Source organism: Acetobacter estunensis (assembly GCF_019083805.1).
Lineage (GTDB): Bacteria > Pseudomonadota > Alphaproteobacteria > Acetobacterales > Acetobacteraceae > Acetobacter > Acetobacter estunensis_A.
This window is the reverse complement of record NZ_JAHRDV010000008.1, coordinates 81,521-98,808: the sequence shown is the minus strand read 5'-3', so window position 1 is coordinate 98,808 and position 17,288 is coordinate 81,521. Positions and strand designations below refer to the sequence as shown.

Genomic DNA, 17,288 nt, shown 5'->3' with positions numbered 1-17,288 from the left:
CATGATTGAGGAAACGATGACCAAGACTCTCATTCGTGTGATCAGTATTGCAGGTAGTGTCAGGCGCGACACGTTTCACTGTCCGCCAACCGGTGTGGAATGGGAGTTTTTTGATGCTTCACGAGGGCTTGAAGAAGGATTTGAATATAATACGGACGTTACCTGGGCGCATATAAAGCGTGGTCTCGCCCCTGGGGAGATTGGGTGTTATTGCAGCCATGTTCGGGCTTGGCGTTCATTTCTCTCTGACCCTACGGCAGATCAGATTCTGATCGTTGAGGATGATGTTTATGTCGATTGGCCCGTTACACTGCACCTCACGGAAGTGGACTGGGCATCGAAAGGGGTACATTTCTTGAAATTTTTTGGACGATTTCCAGCTAGACTTCATGTAGCAAAATGGAATTATCCAATATGGGATCGTCATGTAGTACAATATGAGACACAGCAATTCGGCACACAAATCTATCTTCTAACCCGTCATGCTGCAGAAGTCTTTGTGCAGAATTTCCAGCGGATCTCCCGACCGATTGATGTCGAGATGGAGCGTCCTTGGGCAACTGGCATCCCTGTTGCTGGGATCGTGCCACCTACCGCGCTTGAATTGTCGGTGCCGAGTTGCGTAATGAATAGGCACGCTGATCGACAGGCCACATATCTTGAAATGCTTCGTTATTATAGTAACCGTGTCTTCGAACGTATTCGTGGGGGGATGTATCGGACTCTTGGTCCTCGTGTGAAGATAAATGAGATAGACCTTTCTCGCTCAGTATTTGACTATCGAAACCAATAATATATCTTTCGAATTTTGAGAGGAAATCATTGAAGCATAACTAAATTTCGATGGTGTGTCGCCTATAGAATTTCGTCTGCTTCAGATCCTGTTCATACGCTAGAATACGGCGTCTTTTCGCGCCAAATCCCCATGTAATCATAGCGTGCACACGTTTGTATTGTTGTTGTAGGTGATAACGTATCCAAGTCGTTCGTTTCATGCTGCGCCAATAACGTGCTATCTCCGGGTATACTGATGCGACCTCACCATAGGCTGCTGAGACTTCAGCATTCCAAGGGGGAAAAGTGCCTTCCCATGGTTTCGGTCGCGACATGTAATGAATGATTCGTGGCTGAATTATAGATGCTACACGAATATTATTCATATATACGGGGAAGTTCCATGCCAGAGACATGGAGAGGCAATGTGGCAAGCCCACGAGATTCAAAACATCCTGATCAGGGAAGCGGGATTCCTTTGATTGATTGGAAAACATTTTCCACGCCTCGATGCCAATGCGTGCCCATCCCTTGCGTTCCGCATAGATTACACCGGAATTGAAATAGCGTGTTGCCTCACTGGATGAAAGGCCGAGTGACGTAAAGTGTGAGGTTATGGTGCGACTCAATCGATCCGTGTCATCACCCACGAATGTCATTGGATCAGGAGCGCCATAGAACATTCCTGGTGGAATCGGCATGTGTAGAAGATCATCCAGTGGGCCATGAATCTGGGTATCGCCGTCTACATAGAGAAAATAATCATAATTTTTCGGGAGAAGGTCCGCTAGAAACAGACGTGCCAACATGGCGGGCGCTCCGCCGATATCAGCCTCGCTTCGACTTAGGAACACAATATCGGCGCGTGCGCAGGCTTCAGAGAAAGCAGCTTCCGCACAGGGATCGATTCCAAATGCGAGAATGACGATATCAGCTAGACTGCGTGATGTGAATCGTCGTGCCTGTAAGGCACTTACAAAACTCGGAAAAAGATAAGACTGATCCGGAGTGTAACAGATGCAGATCTTCTTCTCGCTTCGATATATTTCTTCGATACAGGCTTGCGCTCTGCTCTGCATGGGATAGGCCTTTCTAAGGGTATTCAATTATATCTTCGAAGGAGACATCTTTTTTCTCTCGAAGTTTGCATTTAGACGCTAACGTATGCAAGGCAATTTGGATTCATAGAAATATAATAATTTCTCGTTGCAATAATGATATTTCATATTTTTGTTGCGTATGTTTCTGCATGAAATGCTTTCAATCGAAACGGGTTGATATGTCCTCGGAGTAGCTCGTTTGTGCTAGTTAAATGGGTAGCGGCTAAAGCGACAAGCGTTCATCGGAGCGGGTTCATTCCATAGGTGTCATCTTTGGATAATTGCCAGATAAATTTAAGCACACTTGGATTCGCAATATAGCGTAGTCGCCTGCCCATGGCATTGTGAATAATCGGAAATTTTTTTCTTTCAAGTAACGCAACTTTTTTCTTTCTTCTTCCTTAATATGATCGCTAGGATGCATGGAGAATTCATGAATTTTGTAACTGGAAATACGCAGTGAAGTGGGCGCAGTTGGATGCGGCTTTCCTCGCGTGTTATGGCGATGCTCCGTTACAAAAAACATATTCAGTACGTCGCAGATTGATAGCCTCAGTTCTGATAAGGAAAAGGTAGCGATGAAAATACTGATTTCTGGAAATTTGGGTTATGTTGGAGCGACTGTTTGTAAGTATCTAAGGCATGAGCATCCGCATGCTGTTCTACATGGCCTCGACAATGCTTATTTTGCTTATTGTCTTACCGGTGTTACGCGCTTGCCGGAGCAATATCTTAATGCGCAGTTTTATGGTGACGTACGCTCCATCACATCTGAACAGCTTGCCGGATATGATGCTGTTGTTCAGCTTGCTGCCGTTTCGAATGATCCAATGGGAGCTAAATTCGAGAAAGTTACTGAGGAAATCAACAGAGATTCAACGATTATGATGGCACGAATCGCTGCTAGCGCAGGTGTGAAAAATTTCGTTTTTGCATCGAGTTGCAGTATATATGGCATAGCGGACGGCGGTCCGCGTCAGGAGAGTGACCCGGTTAATCCCGTAACAGCCTACGCTCGTTCCAAAATCGGCGCTGAAATGGCGCTGTCACAGATGAATACGAATATGGTGATAACCAGCCTTCGTTTCGCCACTGCTTGCGGCATGTCCGATCGGTTGAGACTTGATCTCGTATTGAATGATTTCGTTGCTTCCGCGATGATTGCCCGTAAACTCAATGTAATTTCTGATGGAACTCCATGGCGACCGATGATCGACACTACCGATATGGCGCGTGCGATTGACTGGGCAGTAGATCGTTCAGCGGATGTCGGAGGACGTTATCTCACGGTCAACGTTGGCAGTGATGACCGTAATTATCAGGTGCGTCAGATCGCTGAAGCCGTTGCTGAGGCATTGCCCGGGACTGAAATTAGCATCAATACTGAGGCTCCGGTCGATAGTCGGTCTTATCAGGTCAATTTCGGACTCTACAAGTCGCTTGCGCCGGCTCATCAGCCGCAGGTGACTCTACGTGATTCAATTGGAGATTTGCGGAACGGATTGACGCGTATGATGTTTAAAGAACAAGATTTCCGAAATTCATCTTTGATACGGCTAAAAGTTTTGGAGAAACATATGGCAGCGGGACGCCTTAATTCGGCGCTAGTCTGGCAGAAAGCTGCCTCTGGATGAGGGGCACATTATTGTGCGCTTTATCTACTACAACATTAAATCGGCCGATAACAATAGCAGAGGAATCTGGTAAATGAAGGTCGCGATACTTGCTGGTGGCTTTGGAACCCGCCTAAGTGAAGAGACAATGATCCGTCCCAAGCCTATGGCAGAGATTGGTGGTAGGCCAATACTTTGGCATATCATGAAAATGTATGCTCATTATGGATTTTCAGATTTTGTTGTTCTTGGTGGATACCGAGTCGATTTTATACGCGATTACTTCATGCGTTATCGTGCATCATGTAATGACTTCGTTATAGATTTAGGTACTGGAGAAGTAAATTGGCTGCAAGCGCAAAATGAAAACTGGCGTGTGACAGTTCTGGATACCGGCAAAGAGTCTCTTACGGGTGGACGTATACGACGTGCACGGCAATATCTGGAAGATGAGACGTTTTGTCTGACGTATGGTGATGGTGTAAGCGACGTCAACATCAATGATCTTGTAGCATTTCATAAATCTCGCGACTCATGGTGCACATTGACGGCGGTGGTCCAACCCGGACGCTATGGCGCGCTTCAATTGAGTGACAATGGCGCTGCAGTAAGGGGGTTTGGCGAAAAGCGCGCGGGAGATGGAGGGTTGATCAATGGCGGCTTCTTCGTGTGTGAGCCTGAAATATTTGATTTGATCGATGACGATCTGACAACGTGGGAAGCAGAACCCATGGACCGATTGATTGAGCGCGATAAGCTTTCGAGTTTTGTCCATGATGGTTACTGGCAAAGCATGGACACATTGCGCGACAAGCAAGTTCTTGAAGCGGCATGGTCAACTCGGGCTGCACCGTGGAAAGTATGGCCTGACTGATTGTCGTCAAACAAGGTACAGGATGGATGTCAGAAAAGGTGTCTGACACGACGCAAGAATGTTGAACGCAATAAAATTGGCAGGATCTAGGATATGATCATCGTCGATGCAGCATTGAAAAAGCGTGAGGCAGTGGGGTGTCCCGTGACTGTCGCTATTGTTGGAGCGGGTACACAGGCAAAAGCCATTGCACGCACAATTGAAATCGCGACACCGGGTATGAGGGTTGTGGCGGTAGCCAATCGCACTCGTGCGAATGGTGAAGCAGTATTCACGGAACTTGGACTTGACCCGGTATGGTGTACAGATGCTCCCAGTCTTGAGACTGCTATCGCCTCTGGAGCTTGCGCGGTTACGAACGATCCGCAGCTTCTGGCGGAGGTGAGTGGTATTGATGCTGTAATCGAAGCGACCGGGTCGATGGAATATGCTGCCCGTGCGGCATTGGCTGCAATTGAGGGAGGCAAGCATCTGATTCAGGTGAATGCGGAACTCGATGGAACCATCGGGCCAATCCTGAAGATGAAGGCCGATAAAGCCCGTGTTGTTTATACCGCTGGTGACGGTGATCAGCCGGGCGTAATGATGAATCTCGTTCGTTTTATGGAGGGTATTGGTGTACGTCCCGTGCTCTGCGGCAGCATCAAGGGGCTTTACGACCCGTATCGTACACCAGACACACAGGTTGCTTTTGCGCAAAAGTGGGGACTAGACCCGGCCATGGCGGCTTCATTTGCCGATGGCACGAAAATCTCTTTTGAACAGACGGTTATTGCCAACGGAACCGGTATGAAAGTGGCAAGGCGTGGTATGATTGGTCCCGATTTTTCGGATGGTAATCCGTACGCGCCGCTGATTCCTTTGGAGGAAACCACCAGTGCTTTTGCCGCCCATCTTGATGCTCATCTTGCCGCGGGAGGACCTGGTATTGTCGATTATGTAATTGGTGCACGACCGGGACCAGGAGTTTTTGTTATTGGGACAATGGAAGATTCGCGCCAACGGCATTTTCTGAATTATTATAAAATGGGATCTGGTCCCTATTATTGCTTCTACACCCCTTTTCATCTGTGTCATTTCGAGGTTCCTGGATCGGTCGCGAGAGCGGTTCTGTTTGGTGACGCGACATTAACCCCGCGCGCAGGACCAAGCGTGGGCGTTATCGCGCTGGCTAAGAAAGATCTTGTGAGTGGGGATGTTATTGATTCTCTTGGTGGGTTTGAATGCTATGGAATGATTGAAAATATTGAGATAATACGGAAAAAAAATTTGATACCGTTAGGCCTCGCTGTTGGTGGTCGGGTGAAGAGATCGATTTCCAAGGATCAACCGCTCACATTTGCGGATGTTGAACTGCCTGAAAAGCGGACGATCGATCGTCTTTATGCCGAGCAGGAAGGTGTTTTTGGTGCCTCTCTGATGAGCGGAGATGCGGTTTATGATTTTTCATGAAACTAGCATGAAGGGTGCGGTACTGATTGATCCTGAACTTCGAGGAGATGATCGGGGTTTTTTTACCCGTATGATGTGCAGGAAAGAGTTCGCTGAGCACGGATTAATCACCGATTTTGTGCAGCATAACATGTCTTTTTCACGTAATAGGGGGACAATCCGTGGGTTGCATTTTCAGCGTGGTATTCATGCTGAGGCCAAACTTATGCGCTGTACGAAAGGAAAAATAATAGATATAATTGTTGATTTGCGTGAAGAATCACCAACGTATTTACAGTATGAAAAGTTTTTACTTTCCGACGAAAATCACCGTTTACTTTATGTGCCACCAGGATTTGCTCATGGATTTCAGACGCTGACTGACAATGTAGAAGTCTTTTATCCTGTTAGTGCCATGTATGCACCTGATGTGGAGGGGGGATTACGTTACGATGATCCAAGGATCGGGATTTCATGGCCTTTGGAAGTAAGTGATTTGTCAGAGAAGGATGCATCATGGCCTTTATTGTGATGTGCAATACCATTGATTTTTTGAATATCGCTTGACTGTGTAATACGTTCCCTAAAAAAGGGAGGTGTTTTTGTTTTATTATTATATATATTTATCTGAGTCATATTTTGTTCAAGATCGCTACCCGTTTTTCGCAGTCTAGATGAATCGTGAGTTTTGCGTTTAGGGAGCAATTCAGATGAAACAGGAGCCGGAATATCTTTCCAAGAATAGGCGTTTCCTGGTCCTTGCCCGTGTCGGTGATAATTCTCTGCATCATAGCTGGATCGCTGACAAAACGGTTACACGAACTTGGGATCTGCAACTGAATGCTTATGCTACAGATGTTTTGCGTTGTCAGGATGGAGATCTGCCGCCCGTATTCGATTATGGCACCAAATGGGACAGTATCGTACGCCATTTTATGGCGAATCCTGAATTGTTGGATCGTTACGAGTATATCATGCTTCCCGATGATGATCTGTTGATGGAGGTAAAGGATATTAACAGACTGTTTGCTATCGCTGTGCAATATGATTTGACGATGGCGCAACCTGCTATGACGGTCGAAAGCTACATGTCACATGCCATCGTTTTGCAGATGCCTGGTTTCCGTTTTCGTTACAGCACTTTTCTTGAATCTATGGCCTGTTGCATAAAATCATCATATCTACGGACGCTCTTGCCAATCTTCGAGCAGCATTTCACCGGGTGGGGCACGGACATGATCTGGGCTCTTCTGATGAAGGATCCCACCTACCGTGCTGCAATTGTGGATGAGGTGCCGATGACCCATACAAGACCACTCTACAGTGGGCCGATCTACAATACCTTCGCAAAAGACAAGATTGATCCACATGAAGAGGTGCGTGAGTTGATGTCTGCTTTCGAGAATCATCCTGGCAGCATGCAGGTTTATGGCGGATATTTGAGAAATGGCAGGAGAGTTAGTGCCTTTGAGGCGCGTATGCGCAATGCGATCGGATTGTTTGCAGTCGCAGGAAATTCGAAGCTTCCTTGGAATACTTTTCGCATGGGGTGTGCGATGCTGATTCGTGCATTTACTAAAATGAGATATCGCCCCGAACAACTTCGTCCCCTTACAGGGACGAAAATGGCTGCATTTGGAATGGGCGCTTCATCACCTGAAGTGGAAATAAGTCTGCCCACTGGGAATATTGTTACACAGATTTCGCCTGTGGTCGGTCAATCTTTCTCTGAAGGCGCAAGCGTCTAAAGGCCATTGTCTTACAGTACGTGGCTAAGGTGGATAGGAAGTCTGTATTCGTTATCTGTCAGGAATTTGCACGGCTGTGAATTTTCGCACATGAGCGGGGGAAAGTTCACTGATAGTGTTCACGCCCAGCATCGCCATGTCGCGCATGATTTCTGCCTGTATCAGTCGTAGTGCGTGACGCACGCCGATCCCGCCGGCTGCGACTGAGGCGTAGAGAAACGGCCGACCGATGAAGACAAAATCTGCCCCAAGCGCCAGAGCTTTGAGTACGTCGGTGCCTCGTCTTATGCCGCCATCAATCAACACAGCCATTTCGCCCGCTTCGCGCGTGACCTCCTGCAGTACGAGCAGGGGAGCAATTGCGGAGTCGAGTTGGCGTCCGCCATGGTTGGAGATCCAGACGCCGTCAGCACCTGCATTGCGGGCGAGTACGGTATCCTCGGAAGAAAGAATCCCCTTTATAATAAAGCGGCCTTTCCAGTTGTCGCGTATGAATTTGACATGTTCCCAACTGAGACGCTCACGTGTTCCAATATTACGCTCAGCGGTGCGCGAAAGAATTGCCGGACCTCGAAATGCGTCCATGTTTTCGAAATGTGGCATGCCGCTTGCTAAAGTGCGAAGAAAAGTTCCACAGGACCAGCGCGGGTGGCACACGCCATCCCACAAAAGACGCGGACTGGGTCGGAGAGGTATAGAAAAACCGTTGCGAATATTGTTCTCGCGGTTGGCCGGAACCTGTACATCCACGGTAAGGACAATCGTTTCGAACCCAGCATTGCCGACCCGGCGAAGCATCGCTGCGATGCGTTCCCGGTCACCGGGCAGATAGGCTTGAAACCACCGTGTTGCGCTATCGGCGGCCATTGTTTCAAGCGGAGTGAGGGACGTGGCGCTGGCCACCATTAGCGCACCTTCTTCAGCCGCAGCCCGTGCCAAGGCAATATCGCCCCGAAACGACGATAGGGCTGAGAGGCCCATGGGTGCGATTCCGACTGGCTGTGTAAAGGATTTACCGAAGAGAGAAGTCACCGTCGAACGAGCATGAGTATCAATAAGCACGCGTGGCATTAGGGCAAGTTCAGCATAGCTCTCTCGATTTGCTCGTAGGGAACGGCCGGTTTCTGCTGCACCAGAATAGTAGCCATAGAGTTGCCGAGGCAATCGACGGCGTGCGACAGTTTCGAAATCGTCGAGACATAGGAAACGATTAAGATAGCGGAGCATGAACGGCGTTGTCTGAAAAGGGGGAGACGTCATGATGTGCCTGACGATGAAGTTACATTTAGTCTTCTAAAATTATCAGATTTTGTATTGAAGTTCTCGGGGATTTTCTGAAGGGAGATGTTTTTGTGAGATCACGAGTTTGGCATGAAATGGTAAGGTCTATGCAGTGTGCTTAGGCCATGTTGACAAAAGATCTATACGGTCTGCCTGAGTTCTGCTTCACTTCCTGGCTGTGGGATAACGGGCAGAGAGAACAGGCATGACACGAGGCGATCTGACGGATCAGGAATGGGCGATGATTGGTCCGCTTCTGCCGCCTGAGCGTGGACGTTGGGCACGTCCATCTGGAGACAATCGCCAGTTTCTCAATGGTATGCTGCATGTTCTACGAACGGGTTGCCCCTGGCGGGACATGCATGAGCGCTACGGCAAGTGGAACTCGGTCTATGTCCGGTTCCGGCGTTGGGCTGAACAGGGTGTTTGGGATACTCTTTTACAGACCTTGGTAGATCTGGGGCTGACTGATAACTGGCAGCATATGATCGACAGCACCATAATCCGTGCCCATTCACAGACCACTGGGGCAAAAGGGGGGCTTATTCGGAGGCTTTTGGTCGGTCACGCGGCGGCTTTACGAGCAAAATCCATGCCCGATGTGACAATCAGGGACGCCCTCTCGGCTTTGTCCTTACCGGAGGCCAAGTCTCGGATTACAAAGCCACAGACGCCCTGATGAAGCTACCTGTCCCGAACCCCAAAGCCATTGCTGGCCGACCGGGGCTATGACAGTGACAGTTTCCGCCGGGAGCTGCTGGTCCACGGGATCCTGCCGGTCATTCCATCACGCAAAGGCCGTAGCGCTCCACAGAAAACAGACTGGCGGCGTTACAGGGATCGCAACTGCATAGAGAGGATGTTCAACAGGCTCAAGCAGATGCGCCGTATCGCGACCCGCTACGACAAGACCGCCTTATCCTTCAGGAGTTTCCTCAATATCGCAGCCGCAAGACTCTGGATTGAGTCTTTTGTCAACATGGCCTAAACAGGGCATGGCTCGTTGAAATGTCCTTGATGATTTCATGATCAGTGATGTTCCAAGGAAAAGCTTATTTGTCGTGCGGTGACGTTAGGCTCGCTTGCACAAGAAATGGTCAAGTTCAGTTTTCTTCGAGTGCTTGCCAATGCAAAGGGAGAGCGGTTGGGGTGCTGTTCCAAGGGAAGGGTGTCGAGAGGCTGTATCTTTATCTGGGAGATGAACTAATTCGTTTGTGGCGTTGTCTTGGGTCCTCCATCATTATTGGGAAGACCCGTGAAGGGATGTCTTGTAACAGGAAGGCTGTGTCAGTGATGCTGATGGAGTTCTGAACGGCACTATTAAAGGCGTCCTACGTCTTGTCAGCAGTTTTGGAGACGTTGAGGTGGCCTGAGTAGGTTTTGCCGCCTATGAGCTTCAACCCGGCAGGTCCGAGATGCCTTCTTGATCATTGAAGTGCGACCGACCGACTACTATCGCTGGGATAGCCGCGTGCCTCTTTATTTGGTGCGCAACTCATTGAATTGTAAGGGTTTTGCCATCTCTGGCGGAGAGAGTGGGATTCGAACCCACGGTACGCTATTAACGTACACACGCTTTCCAAGCGTGCGCCTTAAGCCGCTCGGCCATCTCTCCAGGCGCTGGAGGTCTTCATACCAGTATCGTGCGGGTGTTCAAGAGGAAAAACGCACCGATCACACGGCACGGGCAGCAGCGATGAAGCGGGCGATGGCGTCCGGGTCCTTGACGCCGGGCGCGCTTTCCACGCCAGATGCCACATCAACAGCGTTTGCCGCGCTTTCACGGACAGCCTGCGCTACGGTCTCGGGCCGCAGTCCACCTGCCAGCATCCATGACGCAGGAGCCTGCCAAGCGCGGGTAAGATACCACGGAAAGGCCCGTCCGTTGCCGCCGGGACGCGTGGCGCCTTCCGGGGGGCGTGATTCGATCACGAAGCGGTCTGCCAGAGCGGTTGTCGGAAGGTCGCCCTTCGTCGAGACAGCGACGGACAGCCATACCGGAAGACCGAATTTCTGGCGGATCACCTGAGCACGCTCAGGCGTGGTGTAGAGCTGGAGGATGTCGAGCGACACATTGTCCAGCGTTTCGGCAATCTGCTCATCGGTCGGGTTTACGAACAGGCCGACACGACCCGGTTGGACAGGAGCGGCTTCGATCCGTCGGATCAGCTGTGCCGCCTGCGTCGTTGTGACGTAGCGGGGAGAGCGGGCGAAGAAGTTGAATCCCACCCAGTCGGCCCCGTATTCCAGACAGGCATCAAGACCGGCTGGTTCCGTCAGCCCACATATCTTGGCGCCTACGCGCATCAGGGAGCGACGAGTTCGGCCGCAATTGCGGCGGCGGCGGCGGCGGGATCGGCGGCTTTTGTGATGGGACGTCCGACCACGATCCAGTCCGCGCCAGCCTGTCGGGCTTCGGTCGGGGTCATGATGCGTTTCTGGTCGCCTGCGTCCGCACCGCGGGGACGAATACCGGGAGTGACGAGCACCGGCCTCTCGCCAAACTCTTTCCTCAGCGCGGTCAGTTCATGCGCGGAACAGACCAGGCCGTCCGCGCCATTACGCAGCGCCAGTTCGGCCAGACGCAGCACCTGCGCGCGCGCGCCACCCGGCACGCCGGTTTCCGCAAGGGCTGCATCATCGAGGCTGGTAAGGACGGTTACGGCCAGCAGCAGCGGACGCTTGCCTTCGGGAAAGCTGTCGTCGCACGCTTGTCTTGCCGCCGCGACCATAGCGCTTCCGCCGCTGGCATGGATGGTCAGCATGGCGGGTGAAAGACGATTCAGGCTACCCACAGCCGCCCCGACGGTGTTGGGAATGTCGTGCAGTTTAAGGTCGAGAAACAGTTCGCGTCCCTCTGCTACCTTCGCGACGGCTTCAAACCCTGCGGCATAAGCGAACTCGAGACCCAGCTTGATGGCATCGACATGGGGGGAGACGGCGTTCGCCCGGCGGGTCGCTTCAGCCGGATCACGGGTGTCGAGGGCGGCAATCAGGCGCGTGCGACGTGTGGTCATGCGATGGGCTGTGGCGGAATGGTGGAGACTGGAGAGACTGGCGCGGTTGGGTGGGGAGTGACGGACGGATCCACATTCACAAGACCCCGCAAACGGTTCAGTTCCGTGACCTGTGCGGCAACGGTGCCTTCCAGTTCCTTCACGCGGGCTTCCGCCTTGCGGGCGCGACGTCCCTGCCCAAAGGCGCTGAACCACATGCACAGAGCACCCATGGCCAGCGAGATGACGGAGATCAGCAGCGCCATGACGCCGATCGAGCTGGACCAGCTATAGGTCAGCAACCACATCTGGGTCGATTCCTGATTGCTGGCGGCAAACAGGATCACCACGAGAAGGAGGGGGACAAGGAGGATGAGCCGGATCATATTTAGGTTCGTAGCCTGCCCGGATAGGGAAGAGCAAGAAAGGTATATGAACCCTTTACGCGCCACCTTTTATTCGGTGATGGCAGTCTGCCGTTTCGATCGGATCCGATGGGGCAAAAAAACGGGCGTTAATGGAAGGCGGAGAGCAATTGCTGAGCCGCTATGGACCAAGGCGTAGGCTGAAACGTCGTGGCAATGCGCGAGCGCAGGCGCGCCAGTTCCTCAGGAGCGTGAATCACGCGCTCGACGCATGCTTGCACGTCATGAAGATTGTCGGGGTCGAACAGCGGAGTCAGGCCACCACCGGCTTCTGGCAGAGCGCCACGATTGGCGATGAGGCAGGGCGTTCCGTGGGCGAGGCTTTCGGTGACAGGCAATCCCCAGCCTTCGTGCAGAGAGGAAACAAGAGTGAAAAGGGCATGGTGGTAGAGCGCCTCCAGCAAGGCGTCGGAAGGGGCATGCACGAGGGCGATATGCCCATTGAGGAAGTTGCAGTTCCGGATTTGCTGCATCAGGTCTGAGGCCAGCCAACCGGGTGATCCGGCCATGACAAGACGCGGTATGGTGGCGCGTGGATGGTCCGCGAGAAGCTTCCTCCACAGGTGGAAGAGCAACGCATGGTTCTTGCGGACTTCGATGGTTCCCACCACCAGTACGAACGGCGTCTGCAAGGAGAGCGGAAGGTCTGTGTGCCCCGTGATGGAACGGGATTTTGAAAAGCCGGTGCCCATACGGATGACGGAGGCTGCCTTGCCGGGAAAAAGGCGAGCGATATCGTCGCGTGTGCTGTGTGAGACAGCGAACAGTCGGTCGATGGCCGGTAACGTAGACTCGCACCATCTGCGAAACACGCGCGGCAGACCCGGACGACACCATTCCGGTGCGATCAGTGGGACAAGATCGTGTACGAGCAGCCCGGTGCGCACGCCCTGATCGCGCACACGCTCCAACAGGGTGCCGTACGCGGTGTGTGACCATGGTGCGCCAAGGGCAAGCAGGATGTCGCCTGCGCGTGGAGATGCGATGTTCGCTTCTTGAGAGGTATGGCGTTCCGTCCATGTCTGGCGGAGAGTTGTGCCGGTTGCTCTCAGAAGGGCGGAGAGGTCCCGGAACGCCGCGCTCTGATGAGACACCAGTTGTCCGAGCGGCACGCGCAGGCTGGCAGGCAGATGCCGGGCAAGACGCCGGGCTGAAGAGGCCTTCTGTTCGCCTTCGTTGCCAGTCTCAATATGGGTGGTGGCGGAGAGGGCGTGGCTGCACAGACGATCATGCAGTGCCCGTACACTTTCAGGTTGGACGGGAGTGAAGCCCCGTCCATCGGTGGTGTGCCGAAGAAACCCCACACGTGTTCCCTGCATTTCCGGCAGGGCCTGCATGGCGGACTGAATTTCGAAGGCCACGCGCTGGATTCCACTGGGGCGCGAGCCGGTACGGGCATATTCGAACAGGTCTTCCACATCGAACCACACACGTGGCTGCGGAGAGGAGGAAAGTGGCAAGGGTGGCATCGGCGGCCTGCTGTGGTCCGGAAAGAACCGAATACCCGAGCCGGTCCGACGATGCCAATTTGGGGAACTCAGTTGGCGGAAAGACCGCGTGCGATGATGGCCTGGGCCTCTGGCGCGGACAAGCTGGTGGAGGAGGTGGACACCGCGCCGATTAGAGCGGCGAGAGCCGGAAGAAGGGCGGCCACGGCCTGAACCATGACGTTGACGTTGGCTGGAAGGAGGCTTTGGAGACTCTCCAGCACCGTGAGGGCCGCTCCCGCTGCGCTTTCGGCGGTTGTGACCCAGTCCTTCGCCACAGTGACGCTCACGGAAGAGGCGGCGTTGGCAGCGATCTGGGCTGTGACCTGGCTGACGGTGGTGATGGCAGACGTGAGCTTGGCCGAATCGGTTGCGCCAAGCACGCTGGTCACAGTGCTGGAGGAGGCGATCTGGGTCAGGCCGGATTCCACGCTGCTGATGAGGGAGAGGATCTTTGTCACATCCACGGCGTAGGTGGTTGTGCCGTTGCTTGTCGTGGTGGTGCAGGCGCCAAGGGCCGTGGCAGCGCCAAGAGCGCCTCCGGTTACGAGAAGCGAGCGCAGGAAAGTCCGGCGTGAGGAGAATGTCATGAAAATTTCCGACTGCAATGAAGTGTGAGGAATGCGGGCGCGTGCTGCGCAAGCGCGAAGGGAACTGTAAGTGTCCTCACGCAGCGCGTGCCGGAAGGAGCTTTCGTGAGGAGGTGTTGAGCGATAAGATGAGAACGATGTGCACGCGCAAAGTCGCGTCTGAATGGGTTATCGGAGATACTACGTGAACGTCCGTCTGTTGCTGCCCTGTCTGGTTCTGTCCGTCATGGGAGCGTCAGCGGCCATGGCGCAGGCCGCCCCGGAAAATGTGCCGGCGGCCCAGCTCAATAAGGAACTCGACGTTCTTCAGGTGAAGCCGGACGAGGCCAGCGATGCGTGCATCAGCGCGATGAGGGAACTGCACGACACGCAGAAGAAGATGCCGGACGAGGAGGATGCGTCCTCGCGCGATGCCTCCGATCTGGCGGTGGCGCATGATGTGCTGGAATCGAATTACGAGACGGCGATCGAGATGTGCGGACCAGATGCCCGGCGTCTCTGCACGACGCCCCAGCCTTCGGAGAAATTGGTGCATGCGTGCGGCATCCTGAATGCCGAGGATGACTGACTTGTCGCGTCGTATGAAAAGTAACGAAGTATTCTGAAAAACCCGTGGGTGGGTTTCAGGATTCCAGATCCGAAATGCTCATATCCGCCCGTCTCCACCAGCACTGTTCCGGCGGACGCGGAGAGGGAAGCATCGGCAGCGGATCGCCGGAGAACTCCACCGTATTGGTGGGTGTTTCTTCCAGCGTGATGGTTGTGCACCGCAAAAGCGCGCCATCGGCCTGAAGCAGCGCGTCGAGCTTGGCTTTCATCAGGCAGATCATCATCTCGGTGGTTGGATCGCCGGGTGTGACGATGATGCGTTTCGCCCGTTCGGGCTCATGGGCGCGAAACCACGCCAGAAGGGGGTCGTCCTCTGCCAGTTGCAGAGCGTGGTCGAGCCGTTCGTCCACGAAACGGTGCCACGTGCTTTTGGCTCGCTGGAACGAGACGGGCATATTCGCCACGCCATCGAGCGGCGCCACATTCACGGGTGCGAGGCGAACCGTGACGAATTCGTTGTGGCCATGCGGCAGGGCACAGCTTTCGCTCGCGCCGTGAATGAGGCGGTGCCCCATGGAAAAGCGGCGGGTGAAGATCAGGTCAGGCATGAGACGGCCCCGTGAGAGTCGCTTGATACTGCTCCCATCCATGACGCCGCAGCTCGCAGGCCGGACAGGTGCCGCAGCCATGGCCCCATGGATGCAGGGTGCCGCGCGTACCGAGATAGCAGCTGTGGCTTTCGTGATTGATGAGCGTAACGAGCGCTTCGCCGCCTAGTGACGCCGCTAGCCCCCATGTCTGCGCCTTGTCGATCCACATCAGGGGCGTGTGCAGTACAAAGCGCGAATCCATGCCGAGATTGAGGGCAACCTGAAGCGCTTTGATCGTATCGTCGCGGCAATCGGGATACCCGGAGTAGTCCGTTTCGCACACGCCCGTGACGATGTGGCGCAGACCGCGTCGATAGGCCAGTGCGGCGGCAAAGCTGAGGAAGATCAGGTTGCGGCCGGGCACGAAGGTGGAGGGGAGGCCACTCTCCGTCATGCTGATTTCCGTCTCGCGTGTCAGGGCCGTCTCCGAGACATGCCCAAGCGCTGCCAGATCTAGTGTGTGATCGGGGCCGAGGCGCGTGGCCCAATCGGCGTTGAGCGCGGCCATGCCCTTGCGAAGCGTGTCGCGGCAGGTGAGTTCCACGGCGTGGCGCTGGCCATAGTCGAAGCCAAGCGTTTCTACCCGCTCGAAGCGATTTAGTGCCCAGGCAAGGCATGTGGCGGAATCCTGACCGCCGGAAAACACGACGAGCGCGCCATTGCCGGAAGATGTGGTCGTCATGCTCAGGGAATCCCGATCAGCTTGTGGGTCTGGAGCGAGAGCCGCCAGCGTGGATGCTTCAGGCAGTATTGCACAGCCGCTTCCGTGTTGGCGTCCCGATCCGGGCCGTCCATGGGTTGCAGCCAGAATTGCTCGAAATCGAGATGCGCCACGCTTTCCGGCATGAGGTCGGGCTGAGGAAAGACGAGTTTGAGTTCCTGCCCGCGCGTCTGTGCGAGCGGCGCGCTGGCCTTGGGGCTGATGCACAGCCAGTCGATGCCTGGAGGGGCGGAAAGTGTGCCGTTGCTTTCCACAGCAATGGTGAAGCCTTCCGCGTGCATGGCGTCGATCAACGCTGCATCCAACTGGAGCAAGGGTTCGCCACCGGTAAAGACCACGAAGCGTTCGTCACGCCCGGCTGCCCATGTGGCGGTAATGGCGCGGGCGAGGGATGTGGCGTCAGGAAAGCGTCCGCCGCCTTCACCGTCCGTGCCGATGAAATCGGTGTCACAGAAACGGCAGACGGCCAGCGCCCGGTCGCTTTCGCGTCCGGTCCACAGATTGCACCCGGCAAAGCGGCAGAACACGGCCGCTCGACCGGCCTGTCCACCCTCGCCCTGCAGGGTGAGAAAGATTTCCTTCACGGAATAGCTCATGGCCGGTCATGTCGGACATGGCGGCAGGCTTGGCAAGAGGTTTGGGCTGTTTTCAGCCCTTGTGCGGCCCGAAGAGAATGACGCTCGTGCCCGCCAGCGCCAGCACGACGCCAATAAGATCCATACGGTCCGGGCGTACGCCGTCCACGGCCCACATCCAGATGACGGCCATGGTGATGTAGATTCCGCCATACGCGGCATAGGCGCGGCCGGAGGCGTCCGTGTCCACCAGTGTGAGAAGCCAAGCAAAAAGGACGAGAGACGCGCAGCCCGGCACGAGCCACAGGGGAGTGCGTCCGAGACGCAGCCACGCCCAAAAGGAAAAACAGCCGCCGATCTCGGCCAGAGCGGCAAGGGTGTAGAGAGCGATGGGCATTCGGTCATCCAGTGTGGAGTGGTAAAGATTAATATTATCAATATGTTATATGAATCGATGTCGCAATGGTAGTGGCA

At 54.0% G+C, this 17,288-nt stretch carries 20 protein-coding genes and 1 tRNA gene; 9 read left to right on the top strand and 12 right to left on the bottom strand.

The window, feature by feature from the left end; genetic code table 11:
- Positions 1-16 precede the first annotated feature (16 nt).
- Entirely contained in the window at positions 17-793 is a 777-nt protein-coding gene (locus KUA11_RS11460) for a glycosyltransferase family 25 protein (protein ID WP_217410421.1), read from the top strand.
- A gap of 40 nt (positions 794-833) precedes the next feature.
- Here KUA11_RS11460 and KUA11_RS11455 read toward each other — a convergent pair whose 3' ends face one another.
- Entirely contained in the window at positions 834-1,853 is a 1,020-nt protein-coding gene (locus KUA11_RS11455; RefSeq protein WP_217410420.1) for a glycosyltransferase family 8 protein, read from the bottom strand.
- Positions 1,854-2,452: 599 nt separating this feature from the next.
- On the opposite strand from KUA11_RS11455, the gene KUA11_RS11450 reads away from it, so the two are divergent.
- The 5 genes from KUA11_RS11450 (at position 2,453) to KUA11_RS11430 (ending at position 7,540) form a co-directional block, all read left to right on the top strand.
- Complete coding sequence (locus KUA11_RS11450) at positions 2,453-3,508, top strand: NAD-dependent epimerase/dehydratase family protein (RefSeq protein WP_217410419.1); 1,056 nt, start codon at positions 2,453-2,455, stop codon at positions 3,506-3,508.
- 73 nt (positions 3,509-3,581) lie between these two features.
- The gene (rfbF, locus tag KUA11_RS11445) at positions 3,582-4,361 is read left to right on the top strand and encodes a glucose-1-phosphate cytidylyltransferase (RefSeq protein ID WP_217410418.1); all 780 of its coding nucleotides are present in this window, start codon (positions 3,582-3,584) and stop codon (positions 4,359-4,361) included.
- A 93-nt stretch (positions 4,362-4,454) separates the two neighbouring features.
- Positions 4,455-5,813, top strand: a complete 1,359-nt coding sequence (locus KUA11_RS11440) for an NAD(P)H-dependent oxidoreductase (protein ID WP_217410417.1) — start codon at positions 4,455-4,457, stop codon at positions 5,811-5,813.
- A gap of 7 nt (positions 5,814-5,820) precedes the next feature.
- Complete coding sequence (gene rfbC, locus KUA11_RS11435) at positions 5,821-6,324, top strand: dTDP-4-dehydrorhamnose 3,5-epimerase (protein ID WP_254454877.1); 504 nt, start codon at positions 5,821-5,823, stop codon at positions 6,322-6,324.
- A gap of 178 nt (positions 6,325-6,502) precedes the next feature.
- Positions 6,503-7,540, top strand: a complete 1,038-nt coding sequence (locus KUA11_RS11430; RefSeq protein ID WP_217410415.1) for a DUF707 domain-containing protein — start codon at positions 6,503-6,505, stop codon at positions 7,538-7,540.
- A 51-nt stretch (positions 7,541-7,591) separates the two neighbouring features.
- Here the strand turns inward: KUA11_RS11430 and KUA11_RS11425 are convergent, their stop codons facing one another.
- Positions 7,592-8,800 (bottom strand): alpha-hydroxy acid oxidase, encoded by a 1,209-nt coding sequence (locus KUA11_RS11425; protein WP_254454876.1) that lies wholly within the window; start codon positions 8,798-8,800, stop codon positions 7,592-7,594.
- A gap of 226 nt (positions 8,801-9,026) precedes the next feature.
- Between KUA11_RS11425 and KUA11_RS11420 the strand changes: the two genes are divergently transcribed.
- Positions 9,027-9,500, top strand: coding sequence for an IS5 family transposase (locus KUA11_RS11420; RefSeq protein WP_217410414.1), 474 nt, complete (start codon positions 9,027-9,029; stop codon positions 9,498-9,500).
- Between the two features lie 30 nt (positions 9,501-9,530).
- Positions 9,531-9,809 (top strand): transposase, encoded by a 279-nt coding sequence (locus KUA11_RS11415; protein WP_217410413.1) that lies wholly within the window; start codon positions 9,531-9,533, stop codon positions 9,807-9,809.
- 536 nt (positions 9,810-10,345) lie between these two features.
- Here KUA11_RS11415 and KUA11_RS11410 read toward each other — a convergent pair.
- From KUA11_RS11410 to KUA11_RS11385, 6 genes are all read right to left on the bottom strand, one after another.
- A tRNA-Ser gene (locus tag KUA11_RS11410) sits at positions 10,346-10,436 on the bottom strand.
- A gap of 59 nt (positions 10,437-10,495) precedes the next feature.
- The gene (locus KUA11_RS11405; RefSeq protein ID WP_217410412.1) at positions 10,496-11,128 is read right to left on the bottom strand and encodes a phosphoribosylanthranilate isomerase; all 633 of its coding nucleotides are present in this window, start codon (positions 11,126-11,128) and stop codon (positions 10,496-10,498) included.
- Complete coding sequence (gene pyrF / locus KUA11_RS11400; protein ID WP_217410411.1) at positions 11,128-11,838, bottom strand: orotidine-5'-phosphate decarboxylase; 711 nt, start codon at positions 11,836-11,838, stop codon at positions 11,128-11,130. The genes KUA11_RS11405 and pyrF overlap by 1 nt, the downstream gene beginning before the upstream one ends.
- A complete protein-coding gene (locus KUA11_RS11395) occupies positions 11,835-12,203 on the bottom strand; it encodes a LapA family protein (RefSeq protein WP_217410410.1) in 369 nt (122 codons plus the stop codon). The genes pyrF and KUA11_RS11395 overlap by 4 nt, the downstream gene beginning before the upstream one ends.
- A gap of 128 nt (positions 12,204-12,331) precedes the next feature.
- Positions 12,332-13,711, bottom strand: a complete 1,380-nt coding sequence (locus KUA11_RS11390) for a glycosyltransferase family 4 protein (RefSeq protein WP_217410409.1) — start codon at positions 13,709-13,711, stop codon at positions 12,332-12,334.
- A gap of 68 nt (positions 13,712-13,779) precedes the next feature.
- Entirely contained in the window at positions 13,780-14,319 is a 540-nt protein-coding gene (locus KUA11_RS11385) for a hypothetical protein (RefSeq protein ID WP_217410408.1), read from the bottom strand.
- Positions 14,320-14,503: 184 nt separating this feature from the next.
- On the opposite strand from KUA11_RS11385, the gene KUA11_RS11380 reads away from it, so the two are divergent.
- The gene (locus tag KUA11_RS11380; RefSeq protein ID WP_166314335.1) at positions 14,504-14,887 is read left to right on the top strand and encodes a hypothetical protein; all 384 of its coding nucleotides are present in this window, start codon (positions 14,504-14,506) and stop codon (positions 14,885-14,887) included.
- 55 nt (positions 14,888-14,942) lie between these two features.
- On the opposite strand, the gene KUA11_RS11375 is transcribed toward KUA11_RS11380, so the two are convergent.
- The 4 genes from KUA11_RS11375 to KUA11_RS11360 are packed head-to-tail and all read right to left on the bottom strand — an operon-like array spanning position 14,943 to position 17,211.
- A complete protein-coding gene (locus tag KUA11_RS11375; RefSeq protein ID WP_217410407.1) occupies positions 14,943-15,476 on the bottom strand; it encodes a 6-pyruvoyl trahydropterin synthase family protein in 534 nt (177 codons plus the stop codon).
- The gene (gene queC, locus KUA11_RS11370) at positions 15,469-16,200 is read right to left on the bottom strand and encodes a 7-cyano-7-deazaguanine synthase QueC (protein WP_217410406.1); all 732 of its coding nucleotides are present in this window, start codon (positions 16,198-16,200) and stop codon (positions 15,469-15,471) included. The genes KUA11_RS11375 and queC overlap by 8 nt, the downstream gene beginning before the upstream one ends.
- Before the next feature lie 2 nt (positions 16,201-16,202).
- Positions 16,203-16,835, bottom strand: a complete 633-nt coding sequence (gene queE, locus KUA11_RS11365; RefSeq protein WP_217410405.1) for a 7-carboxy-7-deazaguanine synthase — start codon at positions 16,833-16,835, stop codon at positions 16,203-16,205.
- 52 nt (positions 16,836-16,887) lie between these two features.
- On the bottom strand, positions 16,888-17,211 hold the full coding sequence (locus KUA11_RS11360) for a YnfA family protein (protein ID WP_217410404.1): 324 nt from the start codon (positions 17,209-17,211) through the stop codon (positions 16,888-16,890).
- Between the last annotated feature and the right edge of the window lie 77 nt (positions 17,212-17,288).